This window comes from Rhodobacteraceae bacterium Araon29, assembly GCA_039640505.1.
In the GTDB taxonomy this organism is placed as follows: Bacteria; Pseudomonadota; Alphaproteobacteria; order Rhodobacterales; family Rhodobacteraceae; genus CABZJG01.
In genome coordinates this window covers 355662-375098 of record CP046865.1, presented here as the reverse complement: position 1 = coordinate 375098, position 19437 = coordinate 355662, and the positions used below count along the sequence as shown (strand labels likewise).

Genomic DNA, 19437 nt, shown 5'->3' with positions numbered 1-19437 from the left:
TGAACTGTGACAGAGCCTCGGTAATTTCTTTACCAAATGTTGGAAAGAGACTGTTGGATCCTGACCAAGACGGGTTCAATATACCATATTTTCTTTTGTTGTTTGATTTTTAGGAGTAGCGATGCGCTTTCTTGCTATTGCAACTTGCATTGCTTTTGCATTGCCTGCCACAGCCCAGCAGAGCCAGGATCAGGCACCAGCTCAAGGCGGCAGCTTTTTTTCAAATCTATTTTCCAGACCAGCCGCCGAAGCACAGCCTGAATCCTTTCAAGAGCTGGGCATAAAGAATGAAAACACAAGTCTTTTTGGAACAGAACCGACACTCCAAGAGATTATTCTCACAGAAATTCATGACTATCCAAGACCTTTGGACGAATTAGATCTAAAACAAAGAAAAATCTGCCTTGAAGAATTGGAAAGTATTTTTGATCAAGCCTTAGAGGATGGGCATTACCCAATCCCAAGAGAAGCCTATTGGCTAGATGTCTATCCTAGAACAGGCATGCAGATTTATTTTTGTGACGGCTCAATTTTAAAGAAATACGAAGATGATAACCGAGAAATACCAACCCGCTGGTATTCGGTTCGAAACAGCCTAACAGAATTTCTAAACCCGCTTCATTAAGCTACAAATGCTGTTAGCATCAATGATGCAAAAAGCAGGTTTAAACTCCTAGCCAGCAGAATAGCCAGAGAACTAGGACGATGCGGTTAATTGTACCACAGCCCAGTTCGCCGCATCCGCCACAGTCGTATCGGGATCGCCGCATAATGCGCGCGCTGCTGAAATCAGGCTCGGGTCTTTTGAATTGCCAATGGCGTAAAGCACATTGCGCACAAATCTATCGCGGCCAATGCGCTTGATCGGGCTTCCCGAGAATTTTTCGCGAAATGCAGCATCTGTTAAAGCCACCAGGTCTCTAAGTTTGGGGGCCGCCAAATCATCACGGGCCTGATAGCGCAATTCACGGGCGCTTTGCGCGAACTTATTCCATGGACAGACCGCAAGGCAATCATCACAGCCATAAATTCGGTTGCCCAGCTTTGGGCGCAATTCTGGCACCACCGGGCCTTTATGCTCAATCGTCAGATAGGAAATACAGCGTCGCGCGTCCAACTGATAAGGCTTTGGAAATGCATCAGTCGGACAGGCCATCAAACAGGCTGTGCAAGACCCACAGTGATCAATCTCAGCCGTATCAGCCGGCAACTCCAAAGTGGTGAAGATCGATCCGATAAAGAACCAGTTTCCCAAAGTTCGGCTTACCAAATTGGTGTGCTTGCCCTGCCAGCCCAGTCCTGCAGCCTGGGCCAGCGGTTTTTCTGGCACGGGCGCAGTATCAACAAATACTTTTACCTCGCCGCCGGCCTCCGAAAGTAGCCAGCGCGCTACCCGTTTAAGCCTTTTTTTCACCAAATCATGATAATCTTTGCCGCGCGCATAAACCGATATGGCGCCGCAGTCACTTTGCCCGATCACCGTCATTGGATTGTCTTGCGGCGCATAATTCTCGGCCAGCATAATCACCGATTTGGCCTCTGGCCATAATTGGCTGGGATCTCCGCGCCAGGCGCGGCGCTCCGCCAGCCAGTGCATTTGCCCATGATAGCCTTTTTGCAAAAAAGCCTCTAACTGCTCTGGCACATCTGGCACCTCCCAAGGGCGGCAGATGCGCAGATCGTCAAAGCCTTCTTCGCGGGCCTTGAATTCCAAGTCTGCTTTCAACTGCTGCATACTCCCTCCAGTTTTTTCTTCGCAAAATACCTCTGGGGGGCTTGGGTGTGCCCAAGCGGGGGCAACGCCCCCAAGTTAAACCGGTGCGATCAAAAATCCAGATCATTGTAATGCAGCGGCGGAGGAAACCCTGACACCTGATCCGCCAAGATACTGCGAAACGCTGGGCGCGATTTTATCTTTGCATACCAGTCTTTGACCACATGTGACCGCGTCCAGTCGACATCCGAGATATAATCCAACGCGGAAAAATGCGCCGCCGCCGCAAAATCGGCTAAACTCATTTCCTCACCCGCAAGCCAGCGCCGGCGCTCCAGCAACCATTCCATATAGCTAATATGAAATTTGATACTGCGAGCGCCCTGTTTGACATTTTTGCTATCAGGAAACCCCTGTCCGGATATTTTCTTGATAACCCGCTCATAGAGCAATTTTGAAGTTACTTCTTGATGAAACTTATCATCAAACCAAGCCACCAAGCGGCGCACTTCGTATCGCTCTTCTGGGGCCTTTGGAATAAGCTCTGGGTCTGGATGAATATCTTCAAGATATTCGCAAATCGCCGTGCTCTCAGTGAAGGCTTTGCCTTCAATTCTTAAAATAGGGACTTTGCCTGCAGGATTTCGGCGCAAAAAGTCAGCAGATCTTTCCCAGTATTTTTCCTCAACAAGTTCCGCTTCCACCCGCTTTTCAGCAAGACAAAGCCGCACCTTTCGGCAAAAGGGCGATAAAGGAGAGTGATACAAGCGCAGCATTGAGCAGGTCCAGAAAAAGAATTGTCCCGCATCAATGCCTGTTTATAGTTCATAATTCAATCCTTGAAACGGCAGGCGCCCTGCAGAACATTCATAATTCTGCAAGGGCTAAGCCAGTCGGTTTTATATCTTAGCCTGAGGTTATTCGGCCGGAATGCTTTTCGGTTCCATGCTTAAAGGATGCGGTAGATGAACCAACATTTCCTTTGGGCAAATCTGCACAAAATGCTGTCTTTCCAAATCCCAGCGCTGCAGGATATCTGCAGCTTTCTGGCTGCCAGATTCTGCAGTATGACGGCTGACCAACTCTTTGAGCTGATCTTCCCAATGGGGCACAGCGACCGGACAGGTCACGAGGGTTTCCATATTGAGCATCTCCATAGCCTGACCCTGCGGGTTATAAAGATACGCCATGCCGCCAGTCATTCCGGCCCCAAAGTTCGCGCCTATTGAGCCAAGCACAACAGCCACGCCGCCCGTCATATATTCACAGCCATTGCTGCCGCAGCCTTCAACGACGACTTTTGCCCCTGAGTTTCGTACAGCAAAGCGTTCACCAGCCCGGCCCGCTGCAAACAAATAGCCATCTGTAGCGCCGTAGAGCACTGTATTGCCAATGATTGTATTGTCCGCGGCAATCAACGGGCTGGACATTGGCGGACGAACTGTAATCATACCACCTGACAGGCCTTTGCCAACATAGTCATTGGCATCGCCAGACACTTCTAGCTTTAAGCCCGGCGCGGCAAAGGCGCCAAGCGCCTGTCCGGCGCTGCCGGACAGTTTCACCGTCAGATGATCATCTTGTAGGGTGTTGCGCATGCCGAAATTTTGAACAATGTGGCTTGATATCCGCGTACCCACTGAACGATGCGTATTCTGAACCGAATAGCTCAACTGCATCTTTTCGCCCTCTTTCAAGAAACGCTCTGCATCCCGCACAATTTCCGCATCAAGCGTCTCAGGCACTGAATTTCTTGGCCGGTTGCGGTCATAGACAATCTTATCAGCGCCATCGACAGTAATGAGAAGCGGGTTCAAATCAAGATCGTCAAGATGGTCTGATCCACGGCTGACCTGGCTAAGTAAATCAGCGCGGCCAATAATATCGTCCAGCGACCGGGCGCCAATGCTGGCCAAAATTTCACGCACCTCCTGAGCATAATAGGTAATCAGATTGACAACCTTTTCGGCAGAGCCAGTAAATTTGGCGCGCAGGTCTTCATTTTGCGTGCACACGCCAACAGGGCAGGTGTTGGACTGGCATTGCCGCACCATAATGCAGCCCATCGCGATAAGTGCAGCGGTGCCAATGCCATATTCTTCGGCGCCCATCATGGCCGCCATCACGATGTCGCGCCCGGTGCGCAGACCCCCATCGGTACGCAGCGTAATACGGTCGCGCAGATTGTTCATAGCCAATACCTGATGCGCCTCGGTCAGACCCATTTCCCATGGCAGACCGGCAAATTTGATCGACGTAGCAGGCGACGCGCCGGTGCCGCCGTTGTGACCAGAGATTAAGATCACATCCGCCTCAGCTTTCGCAACGCCAGCAGCGATGGTGCCGACCCCAGAGGCAGCCACCAATTTGACGGTGACCTTGCAGCGCGGATTGATCTGTTTGAGATCATAGATTAGCTGTGCAAGGTCTTCGATGGAATAAATGTCATGATGCGGCGGCGGCGAGATAAGCGTCACGCCTTTGGTTGAATGGCGCAGCCGCGCGATCAAATCGGTCACCTTCATCCCCGGCAGCTGACCCCCTTCACCGGGTTTGGCCCCTTGGGCAACCTTAATTTCCAACTCTTCGCACTGGTTGAGGTATTCTGCTGTCACGCCAAAGCGGCCTGAGGCAACCTGTTTGATTTTGGCCGACGGGTTATCGCCATTGGGTTCTGGATGAAAATGTGCCGGATCTTCACCGCCCTCGCCACTATCAGATTTTGCGCCAATGCGGTTCATTGCGACATTCAATGTTTTATGAGCCTCGGGGCTTAGAGCACCGAGTGACATCCCCGGGGTGACAAAGCGTTTGCGTATTGAGGTGATGCTTTCCACTTCTTCCAACAGTACCGGCGCTCCGAGCGGTTTGATCGCCAGAAGATCGCGCAGGTGAATTGGCGGGTTGGCCTGCATCCGCGCCGAGTACTGCTTCCATAAATCATAGCTCGCTTTGCTACAGGCCGCTTGCATCATATGCATGCTTTGCGCTTCCCACGCATGGGTTTCACCGGATCTGCGGGATTTGTAAAAACCACCAATTGGCAATACAGAATCTGTGGCGCCCCACCCTGTGACATGGATATCCATGGTCTTTTTTTGCACACCACTGACACCGATCCCGGAAATTCGGCTGATGAGGCCGGGGAAATATTCGGCGCACATAGCGCGGCTCAAGCCAACGGCTTCAAAGTTCAAACCGCCGCGATAGGATGAAATTACCGAAATTCCCATCTTGGCCATGATTTTAAGCAAGCCCTGATCAATCGCGTTGCGATAGCGGGAAACGATTTCGGTTAATGACCCCTCAAGCAGCCCACGCTCAATCCGATCGGCCAAACTGTCTTCTGCCAGATACGCATTCACCACTGTTGCACCGGCTCCGATGATCACTGCAAAATAGTGCGGATCAACGCATTCCGCGCTACGCACATTAAGCGATGTAAAAGTGCGCAGACCCTTGCGGGTTAGATGGCTGTGGACCGCAGACGTGGCCAAAATCATCGGCATGGCGACTTTTTCAGGTCCAGAATGATGGTCGGTCAGCACCAAATGCCCAGCGCCCGAGCGCACTGCATCTTCGGCCTCTGAGCGAATGCGCTCAAGCCCAGATTGAAGCGCCATCGCGTCGTTGGACAGATCGAAGGTACAGTCTATTTCAACCAGATTTGCGTTGAACTGCCGCGTCAACTCTTGCCATTGGGCATTACCCACAAAGGGGCTGTCGAGAACAAGTATCTCGGTTTGCGCGCTGCTTTCGTCCAAAACATTCTTTAGGTTGCCAAACCGTGTTTTAAGGCTCATCACCCGATATTCGCGTAGGCTGTCGATGGGTGGGTTGGTAACCTGTGAAAAATTCTGACGGAAATAATGCGACAGCGGGCGGTATTTATTTGATAAAACAGCGCTGGGCGTATCATCGCCCATCGAGGCCAGCGGCTCTTTGCCATCTTCGGCCATTGGGGCAAGGATTTGTTCCAGTTCTTCGACTGAATAGCCCGCCGCAATTTGCCGCTTGCGAAGCTCGGCGCCGGTAAATAAAGGCTGCTCTGTCACTTTTGCCAAAGCATCATCAAGTTCGTTGATTTTCTTGACCCAGCTGCCGAACGGCTGACTGGCGGCAAGTTTATTTTTAATATCGGTATCGTGAAACAGCTGACCCTCTGCCATGTCCACGGCCAAAATCTGCCCGGGGCCCAATGCGCCCTTTTCGCGCACAGTTGACTCGTCAATCGGCACCATGCCTGCTTCAGATCCGGCAATCAAAAGCCCATCGCCAGTAACCACATAGCGCATCGGCCGCAAACCGTTACGGTCCAAACCAGCGCAGACCCAGCGCCCGTCGGTCATTGCAAGCGCGGCGGGACCGTCCCATGGCTCCATAACCGAATTGCAATAAGAATACATATCACGCCAAGCCTGCGGCAATTCCTTGGCTTGCTGTGACCAGCTTTCCGGCACCATCATGGTTTTGGCCATCGGGGCATTGCGGCCCGCCCGCACCAGCATTTCAAACACGGCATCCAATGCCGCTGAATCGGATGATCCGCTTGGAACAATTGGTTTTATGTCTTCTGCCATGTCACCAAAGGTTGCACTGGTCATCCGGATTTCATGACTTTTCATCCAGTTTACATTGCCCTTAAGGGTGTTGATTTCCCCGTTGTGGGCAAGCATGCGGAATGGCTGTGCAAGCCACCATTGCGGAAACGTATTGGTCGAATAGCGCTGATGATAGATTGCAAAGGCGCTTTCAAAGCGCTCGTCGCGCAAATCCGGATAGAAATCGGCGACCTGTTCGGCCAGCATCATGCCTTTGTATATGATCGAACGGCAGGACAGCGATGCAATATAGAGATCTCCAATGCCGGCAGCGGTGGCGGCCTTTTCGATGCGCCGGCGGATCACATAGAGTTCACGCTCAAAGGTTTCTTCATTGACGCCCTTGCTATTGCTGATCAAAATCTGTTCGATTTCCGGGCGCGTAGCATTTGCTTTTTCGCCAAGGCAATCCACTTCTACCGGCACATGACGCCAACCGTGGGTATAGTAGCCCATCCGTAGAACTTCACTTTCGACAATTGTCCGGCAGGTTTCCTGTGCACCAAAATCAGTGCGCGGCAAAAACACTTGACCGACCGCGATTAATTCGCCTTTGCGTGGCTCGTGCCCAGTGCGCCGTATTTGATCGTAAAAGAACGGCACAGGAATTTGCACGTGGATGCCAGCCCCATCACCGGTTTTACCATCGGCATCAACAGCCCCGCGGTGCCAAACCGCTTTCAGCGCTTCAATTCCGTTTTCAACCACTTTCCGGCTAGGTTTTCCATCAATCGAAACCACAAGGCCTACGCCACATGAAGCGTGCTCGTCTTCATGGCGATACAGGCTGTTTTCAGACATCCATGCCCGCTTGGCCTTTTGTGCTGCGGCCCAGTCTGAATCAAAATTAGTCATGGCATGTCTCCTTTGACGGCAAACGGCTTGAATTTGTTGTAGCGGGTGCAATCATGGCACCTTTTGATTTGTTGGGCATGATGCAGATCACTCGGCGGCAAATGAGGCGGCCGGTGCCAAGTCTTTTAGAATGCCTTCTGCTGTATCGCGCCCGTCTTTGATGGCCCAAACAACCAGTGATGCGCCGCGGACGATATCACCAACAGCGTAAACACCCGGCATGTCGGTTTTGCCGGTTTCGAATTCAGCCTTGACGGTCCCCCAACGGGTGACCGGTAGTTCGGGTTGATCAAACAATGTTGGCAAATCCTCTGGCTCAAAACCCAAGGCTTTGATCACGAGATCAGCTTCTTCTACATAGTCACTGCCTTCAATCATCTCAGGTTGACGGCGGCCGCTTGCATCAGGTGCACCAAGTCGCATCTTTCGGGCCATAACGCCTTTGACGGCTCCATTTTCTGTGGTTTCAGGCGTCAGCGCTTGGGCGCTTCCATCGTTTACAAAACCCTCAGGCGCCGAGAGCCACTCAAATATAACGCCCTCTTCTTCTGCATTTTGCACCTCGCGCTGGGATCCGGGCATATTTGCACGATCCCGGCGATAAAGGCACTTTACCGATGTTGCGCCTTGCCGGATGGCGGTGCGCACACAGTCCATAGCGGTATCTCCGCCACCGATGACAACAACTTTTTTGCCTTTGGCATTCAGCACCCCGTTTTCAAAATCCGGGACTTTATCACCGAAATTTATCTGGTTCGAAACCGTTAGGAAGTCTAGTGCCTGCACGACACCGCTTAGGGCGCTGCCCGCGATGTCCAAATCACGAATTTTATACACGCCGGTTGCAATGATAATAGCATCATGTGCGCTGCGCAGATCTTCAAATGAAATATCACGGCCTATATCACAGTTTAGCTTTAGCGTAACACCGCCAGCTACCAATTGCTCGTTGCGCCGCATCACGACATCTTTTTCCAACTTAAAACCCGGGATGCCATAGGTCAGCAAACCGCCCGCCCGATCATACCGGTCATAAACAGTCACTTGAATGCCTGCACGCCGCAGGTGGTCTGCTGCGGCCAACCCGCCGGGGCCCGCACCAATAATACCAACGGATTGATCCCGCTCGGTGATCGGGGAGATCGGTTTTACCCACCCATTTTCCCAAGCCGTGTCTGTAATATATTTTTCGACAGCACCAATCGTGACCGTTTCGTGGCCTGATTGCTCAATAACGCAATTGCCCTCGCACAGACGGTCCTGTGGACAAATCCGGCCGCAAATTTCCGGAAAAGTATTGGTCGCTTGGGATACATCATAAGCCTCTTCCAAACGGCCCTCGGCAGTGAGCAAAAGCCAGTCCGGTATGTTATTGTGCAATGGGCAATGCGACTGACAATAGGGCACGCCGCATTGGCTGCAGCGGCTGGCTTGTTCCTTTGCTTTTGTGGCAGCAAACTCAGCATAAATTTCGTCAAAATCCTGCGCTCTATTCTGAGCGCTGCGTTTGTTCGGCATCGATCTGTCGAGCGACACGAATTTTAGCATAGGTTGCTTGGCCATTTAGGATCTCCGATTCCAATCTAGCTGTCTTTAGAGGAAACCAACACACGATAAAAGTCACAGGTGCTGACCTATTTTTGAATTATGTGTATTATCTTATCTAAAAATTTGGTTCAACAACTATTTTTAGTTCCGATTCGGACATAAAAAATGGCTTTTCTTTCTAAACCGAGCGTTTATAGCTTAGAAAATACTTCAACAGGGTTGCTTTGATGCCAATTCTCCATCTGATTTTACTGGCAATTATCCAAGGCGTTACCGAATTTCTGCCAATTTCCTCAAGTGCACATCTTATCCTTTTGCCCAATCTCACAAATTTAAAAGACCAAGGCCAACTTATTGATGTTGCAGTACATTTAGGAACACTGGTGGCGGTAATGACCTATTTCTGGCGGGACATGCTGCGTATTCTAAAGGGCTTGCTCGAGCTGGGCCGCCGTAAAACCAATTCCACCGATGCCCAATTGGCGCTGTGTTTGATTGTTGCAACCGTCCCTGCGGTTCTGTTTGGACTTTGCCTGAAACTCACAGAGGTGGATTTGGCGATGCGCGATAATGTTGCACTAATCGGTTGGGCGATGCTAGGCTTTGGGCTGCTATTATGGTGGGCAGATCGGACGCCAGATCGGCAAAAACCTGCCGCTGACTGGACCCTCCGTCAGGCAATCATCTTGGGCTTTTGGCAAGCATTGGCTTTAATCCCGGGTACATCACGGTCTGGAATTACCATCACAGGTGCACGCCTTATGGGCTATAAACGCCGAGATGCCGCGCGGCTTTCGATGCTTATGTCTGTGCCAGTGATCCTTGCGGCAGGCGGGCTATCAAGTTTGGATTTGATCGGCACTGTTGAAACCTCTGCTTTGGGCGACGCGGCCATCGCAGCAGCATTCGCTGCAATTTCGGCCTTTATTGCGCTCGGGCTAATGATGCGCCTGCTCAAATCGGTGAGCTTCACGCCTTATGTAATCTACCGGGTTATTCTGGGCTCTGGCCTGATCCTTTGGGCCTATCTTTAATTTGCTTGCATCCCATGGCATAAGCATCTTAAGACTGCCATCCAGCAAAAGGAAATCGCATCATGGCGAAACATATCCAAATTCTCAATGGGCCAAACTTGAATATGTTGGGCACCCGCGAGCCAGAGCTTTACGGTCACGACACGCTTGAGGATGTTTTGGTGCAATGTCAGGCTGTAGGCACTGAGTTGGGTTTTGAGGTTAGTCTTAAGCAGTCTAATCACGAAGGTCAGATCATCGACTGGATCCAAGACGCACGCACCAAAGCAGACGGGATTATCATAAATCCCGCAGGCTATAGCCACACGTCGATCGCCTTTTTGGATGCGCTCAACATGTTTGACGGGCCAGTGATCGAAGTGCATGTCTCAAACATCTATAGCCGCGAAAGCTTTCGCCATCATTCATATGTATCGCTGCGCGCCAACGGCGTCATAGCCGGCTGTGGCGCCCAAGGATATAGTCTGGCCATGCATAGAATGGGGCAGCTTTTGGCGGACAGCTAGGGATCAGCGTACCCCATGACAAATCCGCTTTATGATGCTCTGTTCAAGCCCCACGAAAATGCCCAAACCACATTTCTGATCCTGCCCGATCAAACCCGTTGGACCCATGATCAGTTCTTGCGCCGCAGCGCGCAATTTGCCCAAGTGCTCACGAGCGCAGGCCTGACGCCGGGCAGCCGGTTGGCTGTGCAGGTGGAGAAGTCACCCCAAGCGCTTGCAGTTTATGCAGCATGCGTTGCAGCCGGCGTGATTTTTTTACCGCTAAATAGCGGATATACAGCGGCGGAAATCGACTATTTTATTGAAAACTCTGGCGCTGAAATGATGCTATGTGACGGCGCTGCTTACGAAACCCTGACGCCCCTGGCTGCCAAATATAAGGCCGAGCTTTTGGTGCTTAATGCAGATGGCTCTAGCAGCTTTAGCGAGCGTGCGGATGATCAGCCAGACCATTTTGATGTCTGCCCTCGAACTGCCAATGATTTGGCGGCATTTCTGTATACCTCAGGCACCACAGGCCGGTCCAAAGGGGCAATGCTAAGCCAAAACAACCTTTTGTCGAATGCACAAACACTGGCTGACCATTGGCAATTTTCCAAGTCCGATGTGCTGCTACATGCTTTGCCGATTTTTCACACCCACGGACTATTTGTAGCCACCAATATTTGCCTTTTAACCGGCTGTGCGATGCGGTTTTATCCAAGCTTTGATCGCAGCGCTTTGATCCGCGATATGCCATCATCAACTGCCTTGATGGGCGTGCCCACGTTTTACAACCGTTTGCTGGATGATCCACAGTTTGACCAGTCGGCCACCCGAAATATGCGGCTTTTCATTTCCGGAAGCGCGCCGCTGCTGGCCGAAACCCACAAACAGTTTGAACAGCGCACCGGCCACCGCATACTTGAGCGCTACGGGATGACTGAAACCAATATGATCACCTCAAACCCCTATTCCGGCGCACGGCGTGCGGGGACCGTCGGGCATCCGCTTCCCGGGATTGAGGTGAAAATCACAGACCCGGAAACGGGCCAGACCCTGCCGCAGGGTGGGATTGGCATGATTGAAGTGCGCGGACCAAATGTGTTTCAGGGCTATTGGAAAATGCCCGAAAAAACTGCGGCTGAATTACGTGAAGACGGATTTTTTATCACGGGTGACCTTGGGCAGATCGACGAGGATGGGTATTTTCAGATTGTCGGCAGAGACAAAGACCTCATTATTTCCGGCGGTTTTAATATCTATCCTAAAGAAATCGAAGCAGCGCTCGATGATCTTGTGGGGGTGCTTGAAACTGCGGTTATCGGCGTGCCACACCCCGATTTTGGCGAAACGGTGGTGGCGGTTGTGGTGACCGAGCCAGATGCCGATATAAACCCTAACAACCTTGCTAACGAAATGCAGGAGAAACTGGCCAAGTTCAAACAGCCGCGATCCTATCAGATTGTGCCCCAGTTGCCGCGTAACACAATGGGCAAAGTCCAAAAGGCGCAATTGCGAACCCAGTACCAAACGCTTTTTCAACCCTCGACCACAGACTAAAGCTGGCAAATGAACCGCAAAAGGGCTCGGCTTGGACCTCGCCCTTTCATCTGCTTCATACGCCTAGATGCTTTAATGCAGCACGGCCTCATCAGGCGGGTTTTGATTTGACTGGCTAAGGCGATCCCCGATAATAAGCCCCTCAGTGCTGGCATCAACCGCAAGCGTATCACCTTCGGTAATATCACCCGCAAGGATCATTTCCGCCAGCGGATCCTGCAGAGCCCGTTGAATCACACGCTTGAGTGGCCGCGCCCCAAAGACCGGATCATAGCCTTCGTCGGCCAGCCATTTGCACGCCGCATCACTAAGTGAAAGCATGATCTTGCGGGAAGACAAACGGTTATAAAGCAATTGCAACTGCACCGAGACGATGCCGGTCATATCTTCACGGCTTAGACGATCAAAGATGATTGTCTCATCCAAACGGTTTAGAAACTCTGGGCGGAAATGCGATCGCACCGCATCCATCACATCGCGCTTTGCAGTTGCACTATCGGCGCTTTGTGGCAATTCGCTTAAGGCTTGCGATCCCAAGTTAGATGTAAGGATAATCAAAGTCTGCTTGAAATCTACGGTGCGGCCCTGCCCATCGGTCAGCACCCCGTCATCCAGAACCTGAAGCAATACGTTAAACACATCCGGATGGGCTTTTTCGACCTCGTCAAAAAGCACAACCTGATAGGGTCTGCGGCGCACGGCTTCGGTTAAAACGCCGCCCTCATCATAGCCGACATACCCCGGAGGCGCCCCGATCAACCGCGCCACCGCGTGTTTTTCCATAAACTCTGACATATCAATACGCACCATTGCGCCGTCATCGTCAAAAAGGAAATTGGCAACTGCCTTGGTCAATTCGGTCTTGCCAACCCCGGTGGGGCCTAAAAATAAAAACGATCCCAGCGGGCGGTTTTCATCGTTTAACCCGGCGCGCGCACGGCGTACCGCATTGGCCACGGCCCGTACGGCAGGGGATTGGCCAATCACGCGCTGTTGCAAGGCGTCTTCCATACGCAAAAGCTTTTCCCGTTCACCTTCAAGCATTTTTGCCATTGGAATACCGGTCCAGCGCTCAACCACATGGGCAATTTGTTCGGGGTCTACCGCTTCTTCCACCATCATGCCCTGACTGTCGGCCATTTCAGCATCTGCCAAGGTTTTTTCCAATTGCGGGATCACCCCATAGGATAGCTCGCCTGCACGGGCTAGATTGCCATCGCGTTTCGCCAACTCTAAATCGGCGCGTGCACGGTCAAGTTGCTCTTTTAGATCGCGTGCGCCGGCAAGCTTGTCACGCTCGGCTTGCCATTGGGCGGTCATGGTAGTGCTTTTATCCTGCAGCTCGGATAGATCTTTTTCCAGCGCCTCAAGCCGATCTTTTGACGCCTTGTCCTTTTCAATTCGCAGCGCTTCCGCTTCGATTTGTTTTTGCAAAATTTCCCGGTCTAGTGCGTCAAGCTCTTCGGGTTTGCTATCCACCTGCATCCGCAGGCGGCTGGCCGCCTCATCCACCAGATCAATCGCTTTATCAGGCAGGAACCGGTCAGTAATATACCGGTTCGACAGGGTCGCCGCCGACACCAAAGCGCTATCAGTGATCCGCACCCCATGGTGCAATTCATATTTCTCCTTAATACCGCGCAGAATACTAACCGTATCATCCACCGTCGGCTCAGAGATTAAGACCGGTTGAAAACGGCGCGCAAGAGCGGCGTCTTTTTCGACATATTTGCGATATTCATCCAGCGTGGTGGCGCCAATACAGTGCAATTCACCCCGTGCCAGTGCCGGTTTAATCAAATTCGCCGCATCCATTGCACCTTCTGATTTTCCCGCGCCCACCAGCGTGTGCATTTCGTCGATAAAGAGAATAACTTCGCCCGCAGCAGCCGAAACTTCGGTCAGGATCGACTTGAGCCGCTCTTCAAATTCACCGCGGTATTTCGCGCCGGCAATCAAGGCGCCCATATCCAATGCCATCAAGCGTTTGTTGCGCAGCGATTCCGGCACATCACCATTGATAATCCGCAAAGCCATCCCCTCGGCAATCGCGGTCTTCCCAACCCCAGGTTCACCAATCAGAACCGGATTGTTCTTGGTTCGGCGCGATAGAACCTGCATGGCACGGCGAATTTCTTCATCGCGGCCAATAATCGGGTCTATTTTTCCGGCCTCGGCAGCCGCTGTCAAATCTTGGGCAAATTTTTCCAAGGCCTCATAACTATCTTCCGCACTGGCACTATCGGCGGTGCGGCCTTTGCGTAAATCATTGATTGCAGCATTTAAATTCTGCGCACTGACCTTCGCTACCACCAGTACCTCTTTGGCCGAGGATCGCACCACCGCCAAGGCTGTCAGGATACGCTCGACCGTAACGAATTGATCTTTGGCTTTTTCAGCAAGCTTTTCCGCTTCGCTTAGCACTTTTGCAGTGCTGGTATCCAAAATCATCTGGCTTGATCCACCAGAGACTTTGGGAAGCTTTGCAAAAGCTTGCTCTATCTGCGCGGACAGTTGCGCTGCATCTCCGCCTGATCGGGTAATTAAATTTGCCGCAAAGCCTTCGCGATCATCCATCAAGGCCTTTAACAGATGTAGCGGCTCTAATCTTTGGTGATCTTCCCGAACCGCGATGCTTTGTGCGCTTTGTACAAATCCGCGCGCGCGTTCCGTGAACTTGGTTAAGTCCATGGTTTTCTCCTTCTTTTATAAGCGCCCACTTGCTTTTGCGCCTGTTCAACAGCACGCATTTTTAGGGCCTTGCGATTTTTTATATGGGAATTGCGCAGCAATCGGTCAAGGCAACCACGGCGCATCAAATGGTTTGAAAGTAAGAGTTACGGCAGAATGTCTTTAAAAAGGGCGAAAGAAGATCTAATTAGAACATTTTTGTGCCACGAAGAAATTTAACTGTTTGATAGTCAAAACGTTTAGCGAAAGAACAGGTCATGGAAATCCACAATGTCGAGTACTATCCAACACATCTTGAAGGTGACGACACCTTGAACACCTTTGTTTTGCGCATGCAAACAAACGAGGCGACAATTCAATTGCAGTGTAAAACCAGCACACATACCAAAGAGGACGCTCAAATCGCCGCTGAGCTGCTAAAAGATGCCAAGCGGCAATTGGCCAAACTTCCCGAAATTTCAAGCGGCACAGAGAAAGTTTTCTTTGATAAGGAACTCACCGCGCTTGAAGACGAGCTTGTAGCTTGACGCGGCTTTAATTCACCGCGTATACCGCGCTGGATTGAAAAAAAAGGCTCCGCAGATGAACGATGATCGGCTGATTGTAGCCTTAGATGTTCCCGATGCCGTGAGTGCGCTCAACCTTACAAAAAAATTGGGCGACGCTGTAAGCTTTTATAAAATTGGGCTCGGAATGCTCACCGGCGGCGGATTAGGGCTCGCCAACGAGCTAAAGCACGTGCATGGCAAACGCATTTTTCTTGATATGAAATTGTTTGATATCGGGGCAACAGTCGAAAACGCAGTCCGAGGATTGGCGCAATTTGATCTAGATTTTCTAACCGTCCATGGCGACCCGCAGGTTGTGGCGGCTGCAAAAGAGGGCGCTGGGGGCAAAAATCTAAAAATCCTAGCTGTTACAATTTTGACATCGCTTGATCGCACCGATCTTGATGGCTGTTTACTCAAGCCCGGTACAATAGAAGACCTTGTCATTGAACGGGCAGAGCGCGCATTTGAAGCGGGCGCAGATGGGGTCATCGCATCACCGCATGAAGTCACACAAATCCGCGGCCTGCCCAGCAGTGAGAGTAAGTTGGTGGTCACACCGGGCGTGCGCCCGCTTGGGTCAGACCTAGGCGATCAGAAACGCGTCAAAACCCCCGCAGACGCATTGAATTTGGGCGCAGACCACATCGTTATTGGCCGACCGATTACCCGCGCCAATGACCCTGTACTGGCAGCGCGAAACATCCTTGACAGTATCAGCTGATAAGCTTTTTCACATAGAATTTTAGTGTATGCCAACATGCAATCAGTTTGAATTTTAATGCTTATAAGAAAACCTTAAACCCCTGTTTTGTATTGTTAAAAGCCAAACTACACCGAATGTACACCCGATTTACGCCACAGCAACGTAACTCTTTAGATGTCAGAAGCGGGCGTTGGCCTGAGCAGCCTTGAATTCATAGCGCATAACCTCCACACTTGACGCAAATCATACCTTCTAGGGAACTTTCGAATGTATCATAATGTAAAAGAGATGTGCGATGTTTGTTGATGTTGGATCGGCCCGACTGTTTTTTGACGTGGTTGGTGAAGGCCTTGATGCTGCCAGCCCTTATATGGCACAGCGCCCAACCTTGATCTTGTTGCATGGTGGCCCCGGCTATGATCACTCAACGCTGCGCCCTTATTTTGATCGCTACAGCGATACACATCAGTTGATCTATCTGGACCATCGCGGCTGTGGGCGTTCCACAGGCCAACAAAACAGTTGGTATCTGGATCAATGGGCTGACGATCTTGCAGTATTTTGCAACACTCTGGGCATCGACGCACCTGTGGTCTTCGGTCAATCTTTCGGGGGCATGGTGGCAATGCATTACGCAGCGCGTCATCCTGCAGGGCTATCAAAACTAATCCTGTCTTCGACGGCTGCTCAGTTTCGTTTAGATGAGACTATGAAAATGATGCGCCAACTTGGCGGGGACCACGCGGCAGAGGTGGCGCGTCAGTTCTTTAGCACCCCTTCCCAAGCCGCCTATGATACCTATGGCGAGGTTTGTCTGCCGCTATACAGCAACCCGAACGCACCAAATGCGGGTGTATTCCGTGATCGTGCCATCCAGCGTCCTGAAGTGGCCGTCCATTTCTTTGCGGATGAAATGGCCCGAATGGATATGCGTAAAGAGATTGCCGATATCTCATGTCCGACGCTGGTGATCGGAGGTACCATCGACCCTGTCACACCGCCAGTGTGCTCTCACGCCATTGCTGACGCGATCGGCGATAATGCACGGCTTCATATGTTTGAGGGGTGCGGCCATGGCCCACATCGGGATGACCCGGACGGCGCCGAAAAGATTATGCGGGGGTTTCTAGCGTAGGGAACACAATAGGTCCTGATCCTGGCTAGTGTTTGGCGCAGATAGTGCACCAAAAGACCACGTAAGATTACTTGCTCGGGAAACTTGCAATATGTTTCAACTTACCGTCTGGCTTTGAAGGTAGTGGCTTTGCGAAATCTCAACAAAGTTTTACTCAATTCAAAAAATATAATTGTGGTAAGCGTCAAGGAAACCTGCTCCGATCTGGCTTGACGTGATCGGCGATTATTGCGCGCAGCTAGCGATTTGACTGGCGCAATATGAAGGCTACACCCATGCAGATGCCCATGCGGGCTAAAAAGACAGCTACCGAACGGGGTGCATCAAAGAGATGGCCTGCATGGTATCTCTGCGCAGTGAGCTTTATAAACTCGTTGAAAGTGACAAGCTGCCTTTTGTGGGCGAGGCAATCGTTTCCATTCGAAAACTCTATAATGTTGAGACAACCACGCACTTTCTAACGCCGCATTGACGCGTGGCGCTGCGTCAGGAACAGACCAAGCCCGCCTTTGACGCTCTAGATCACGGCTTTTTTAGAAATTGACAACACTACAGCCGAGCGCTCAGCGCGCCCTTTGGCCGTTGGGCGCAAAAATTATCTCTTCATGGGATCAGAGGCTGGTGGCAAGTCAGCGGCCACCGCCTACACCCTGATTGAGACCGGAAAAATGAGTAACTTCAACCCCGAAATACGGCTCAAATGGATGCTTGAGCAGACTCAGGACCATCGCGGCAATCGCATCCACGACCTCCTGACATGGGCCTATCAGGACATGATCAACGCCGCTGCCCCCGAAGAAAAGGCAAAAACCAGCTTTCAGTGAGCAGCGCATTGATGTTTACCGTTTAAGCTGGGCTGCTAGTGTCTCTGTTTGCAAAACCAGCCACTTTTGCATAGCCTTTGACAATCGCCTTGCGGCTCTCATAGCTTAGCACATCGTCAATATTGTCGAACTGACTAGGACTGAGTTTTTCTACTTCATCTATGATACGTTCCGGCCCCCCAATGCGGTTTGCGCATACGACTTCTGCCGTTTTTGGAAGGCGCTCTTGTTCATAACGGTAAAGTGCCTCGCGGGGATGTTCGGCTGAAACTAGCTCATCTGATAAACACCGAGCATCAAGAATAGCTTGTGCTGCGCCATTAGAACCTACCGGATACATCGGATGCGCAGCATCGCCCAACAATGTGATGCGCCCGTGTGTCCAGAGCGATAAAGGATCACGGTCCGCCATCGGGTACTCAAAAATAGCAGGCGTGGCTCGCACCATGGCATCAATATCTAGATCAGGAATATTGAACCGTTTTGCATAGGGTAAAACCTTGGACAGAGGCGCTTTTCGAGACCAGCTATCCGGCGGTGGCGGAGAGGTTTTTCCGTCAGCGATGCGCACATTAACAACCCAATTCATCAATTGCTTTCCGTCTTTCGGCGGAGTGATCGGATACAGTACAAATTTGCCGGTCATCCCTCCGGCGATAGCCATCGTTTCACCATCCTCCCAGATTGGCCAGTCAACTGCGCCACGCCACATAACCACCCCGTCCCAGCTTGGACGTCCTTCGTTTGGATAGAAACGCCGCCGACCGACGCTGTGTATACCATCGGCGCAAACAAGAACTTCTGATCGCAATGTAAGAGTTGTTTCCCCGTCTTTCGTATCCACAAAATGCGCCGTAATATCGGCCTCACTTTGCTGGAACCCAGACAGCCTTAGACCAGTCAGAACGGCCTCTTGACCAAGGCGCTCAACGACTGCGTCGTAAAGAACTTTTTGCAAACGACCACGGTGAATCGAAAATTGCGGGTAGTCATGTCCGGCACCCTTCCCGCGCAGCTCACGCCAAACCTCTTGGCCGCAGCGTGTCAGATACCGCAATTCGCGCGTTCGCAGACCGACTTCATCCAATCGGTCGAGTATATCGAGTTCCGCCAATTCCGCTACGGAATGCGGTAGCATGTTTATTCCAACACCGACCTCAGATAATTTCGGTGCTTGTTCTACAATCAAAGATTTCATCCCACGTTGATGCAGCATCAATGCGGCAGTTAAGCCGCCGATACCAGCACCCACAATCAGGACAGTCATGCGTCAACCTCTTCTTCTGGTGGTAGAAAGTCGATGGCATGAGCCGCAGAAACCGAAACAACTTCAGCCGGATCAGCCCCGGGTCCCAGATTGTGGAGCGCCCAGAACAAGTCATAGAGTTTGCCGGTGGGCGTTACCCAGAACAGCGTTTTGATCGTGCTGTCGGTTTTGTTAAAAATGCCGTGCGGCACTCCCCGTGGCAGTTTAACCAAGTCCCCGGGTTCACCTACAGCCTCTTTGCCATCCAGAAGGAAGTCGACCCGACCTTCCAAAATGTAAAGGAACTCATCCTGATCAGGATGAATGTGCGGCGGAACAAAAGTCCCAGAAGGTAAAGTAGCATGCCATGAAAAACATCCCTCGCTCATTTGTTTTGGCACGTAGGTCTGACCTAGAATGTCCCAACAAATGCCATCCATACCCTCGCGGGAATTTACGATCCCTGCTTCCATTTTGATCATGTTCA

The 19437-nt window shown here is 51.4% G+C and carries 15 protein-coding genes; 8 read left to right on the top strand and 7 right to left on the bottom strand.

Going from position 1 to position 19437, the window contains the following annotated elements; genetic code table 11:
• The first annotated feature begins 121 nt into the window (after positions 1-121).
• Positions 122-625 (top strand): hypothetical protein, encoded by a 504-nt coding sequence (locus GN278_01635; GenBank protein ID XAT59639.1) that lies wholly within the window; start codon positions 122-124, stop codon positions 623-625.
• Positions 626-697: 72 nt separating this feature from the next.
• Here the strand turns inward: GN278_01635 and queG are convergent, their stop codons facing one another.
• The 4 genes from queG to GN278_01615 form a co-directional block, all read right to left on the bottom strand.
• On the bottom strand, positions 698-1735 hold the full coding sequence (gene queG, locus GN278_01630; protein XAT59638.1) for a tRNA epoxyqueuosine(34) reductase QueG: 1038 nt from the start codon (positions 1733-1735) through the stop codon (positions 698-700).
• A gap of 89 nt (positions 1736-1824) precedes the next feature.
• Positions 1825-2490 (bottom strand): glutathione S-transferase family protein, encoded by a 666-nt coding sequence (locus tag GN278_01625; protein ID XAT59637.1) that lies wholly within the window; start codon positions 2488-2490, stop codon positions 1825-1827.
• Positions 2491-2631: 141 nt separating this feature from the next.
• Positions 2632-7170, bottom strand: coding sequence for a glutamate synthase large subunit (gene gltB, locus GN278_01620; protein ID XAT59636.1), 4539 nt, complete (start codon positions 7168-7170; stop codon positions 2632-2634).
• Positions 7171-7257: 87 nt separating this feature from the next.
• Entirely contained in the window at positions 7258-8733 is a 1476-nt protein-coding gene (locus GN278_01615) for an NAD(P)-binding protein (protein ID XAT59635.1), read from the bottom strand.
• A gap of 212 nt (positions 8734-8945) precedes the next feature.
• Between GN278_01615 and GN278_01610 the strand changes: the two genes are divergently transcribed.
• From GN278_01610 to GN278_01600, 3 genes are all read left to right on the top strand, one after another.
• Positions 8946-9752, top strand: a complete 807-nt coding sequence (locus tag GN278_01610) for an undecaprenyl-diphosphate phosphatase (protein XAT59634.1) — start codon at positions 8946-8948, stop codon at positions 9750-9752.
• 62 nt (positions 9753-9814) lie between these two features.
• Positions 9815-10258, top strand: coding sequence for a type II 3-dehydroquinate dehydratase (gene aroQ, locus GN278_01605; protein ID XAT59633.1), 444 nt, complete (start codon positions 9815-9817; stop codon positions 10256-10258).
• Between the two features lie 15 nt (positions 10259-10273).
• Positions 10274-11800 (top strand): AMP-binding protein, encoded by a 1527-nt coding sequence (locus tag GN278_01600; protein XAT59632.1) that lies wholly within the window; start codon positions 10274-10276, stop codon positions 11798-11800.
• 72 nt (positions 11801-11872) lie between these two features.
• Here GN278_01600 and clpB read toward each other — a convergent pair whose 3' ends face one another.
• A complete protein-coding gene (gene clpB, locus GN278_01595; GenBank protein XAT59631.1) occupies positions 11873-14491 on the bottom strand; it encodes an ATP-dependent chaperone ClpB in 2619 nt (872 codons plus the stop codon).
• A gap of 257 nt (positions 14492-14748) precedes the next feature.
• Here clpB and GN278_01590 point away from each other — a divergent pair, with 257 nt between their 5' ends.
• From GN278_01590 to GN278_01575, 4 genes are all read left to right on the top strand, one after another.
• Positions 14749-15018 carry a hypothetical protein gene (locus GN278_01590; GenBank protein ID XAT59630.1) on the top strand — a complete coding sequence of 90 codons (270 nt, stop codon included), beginning with the start codon at positions 14749-14751 and terminating at the stop codon, positions 15016-15018.
• 55 nt (positions 15019-15073) lie between these two features.
• Positions 15074-15763, top strand: coding sequence for an orotidine-5'-phosphate decarboxylase (gene pyrF / locus GN278_01585; protein XAT59629.1), 690 nt, complete (start codon positions 15074-15076; stop codon positions 15761-15763).
• A gap of 277 nt (positions 15764-16040) precedes the next feature.
• The gene (locus tag GN278_01580) at positions 16041-16880 is read left to right on the top strand and encodes an alpha/beta fold hydrolase (GenBank protein XAT59628.1); all 840 of its coding nucleotides are present in this window, start codon (positions 16041-16043) and stop codon (positions 16878-16880) included.
• Positions 16881-17401: 521 nt separating this feature from the next.
• The gene (locus tag GN278_01575) at positions 17402-17704 is read left to right on the top strand and encodes a transposase (protein ID XAT59627.1); all 303 of its coding nucleotides are present in this window, start codon (positions 17402-17404) and stop codon (positions 17702-17704) included.
• Between the two features lie 22 nt (positions 17705-17726).
• On the opposite strand, the gene GN278_01570 is transcribed toward GN278_01575, so the two are convergent.
• Both GN278_01570 and GN278_01565 read right to left on the bottom strand, forming a co-directional pair.
• Positions 17727-18971, bottom strand: coding sequence for an FAD-binding protein (locus tag GN278_01570; GenBank protein ID XAT59626.1), 1245 nt, complete (start codon positions 18969-18971; stop codon positions 17727-17729).
• Positions 18968-19432 carry a cupin domain-containing protein gene (locus GN278_01565; protein XAT59625.1) on the bottom strand — a complete coding sequence of 155 codons (465 nt, stop codon included), beginning with the start codon at positions 19430-19432 and terminating at the stop codon, positions 18968-18970. Before GN278_01565 ends, GN278_01570 begins: the two co-directional genes overlap by 4 nt.
• Positions 19433-19437: the final 5 nt, after the last annotated feature.

What these genes read in the sequence shown, in the direction of transcription:
- pyrF (XAT59629.1), top strand. Translation starts at nt 15,074, where the DNA reads ATGAACGATGATCGGCTGATTGTAGCCTTAGATGTTCCCGATGCCGTG.
- GN278_01600 (XAT59632.1), top strand. Translation starts at nt 10,274, where the DNA reads ATGACAAATCCGCTTTATGATGCTCTGTTCAAGCCCCACGAAAATGCC.
- GN278_01615 (XAT59635.1), bottom strand. Translation starts at nt 8,733, where the DNA reads ATGGCCAAGCAACCTATGCTAAAATTCGTGTCGCTCGACAGATCGATG.
- clpB (XAT59631.1), bottom strand. Translation starts at nt 14,491, where the DNA reads ATGGACTTAACCAAGTTCACGGAACGCGCGCGCGGATTTGTACAAAGC.
- GN278_01565 (XAT59625.1), bottom strand. Translation starts at nt 19,432, where the DNA reads ATGATCAAAATGGAAGCAGGGATCGTAAATTCCCGCGAGGGTATGGAT.
- GN278_01625 (XAT59637.1), bottom strand. Translation starts at nt 2,490, where the DNA reads ATGCTGCGCTTGTATCACTCTCCTTTATCGCCCTTTTGCCGAAAGGTG.
- gltB (XAT59636.1), bottom strand. Translation starts at nt 7,170, where the DNA reads ATGACTAATTTTGATTCAGACTGGGCCGCAGCACAAAAGGCCAAGCGG.
- GN278_01590 (XAT59630.1), top strand. Translation starts at nt 14,749, where the DNA reads ATGGAAATCCACAATGTCGAGTACTATCCAACACATCTTGAAGGTGAC.
- queG (XAT59638.1), bottom strand. Translation starts at nt 1,735, where the DNA reads ATGCAGCAGTTGAAAGCAGACTTGGAATTCAAGGCCCGCGAAGAAGGC.
- GN278_01610 (XAT59634.1), top strand. Translation starts at nt 8,946, where the DNA reads ATGCCAATTCTCCATCTGATTTTACTGGCAATTATCCAAGGCGTTACC.
- aroQ (XAT59633.1), top strand. Translation starts at nt 9,815, where the DNA reads ATGGCGAAACATATCCAAATTCTCAATGGGCCAAACTTGAATATGTTG.
- GN278_01635 (XAT59639.1), top strand. Translation starts at nt 122, where the DNA reads ATGCGCTTTCTTGCTATTGCAACTTGCATTGCTTTTGCATTGCCTGCC.
- GN278_01580 (XAT59628.1), top strand. Translation starts at nt 16,041, where the DNA reads ATGTTTGTTGATGTTGGATCGGCCCGACTGTTTTTTGACGTGGTTGGT.
- GN278_01570 (XAT59626.1), bottom strand. Translation starts at nt 18,971, where the DNA reads ATGACTGTCCTGATTGTGGGTGCTGGTATCGGCGGCTTAACTGCCGCA.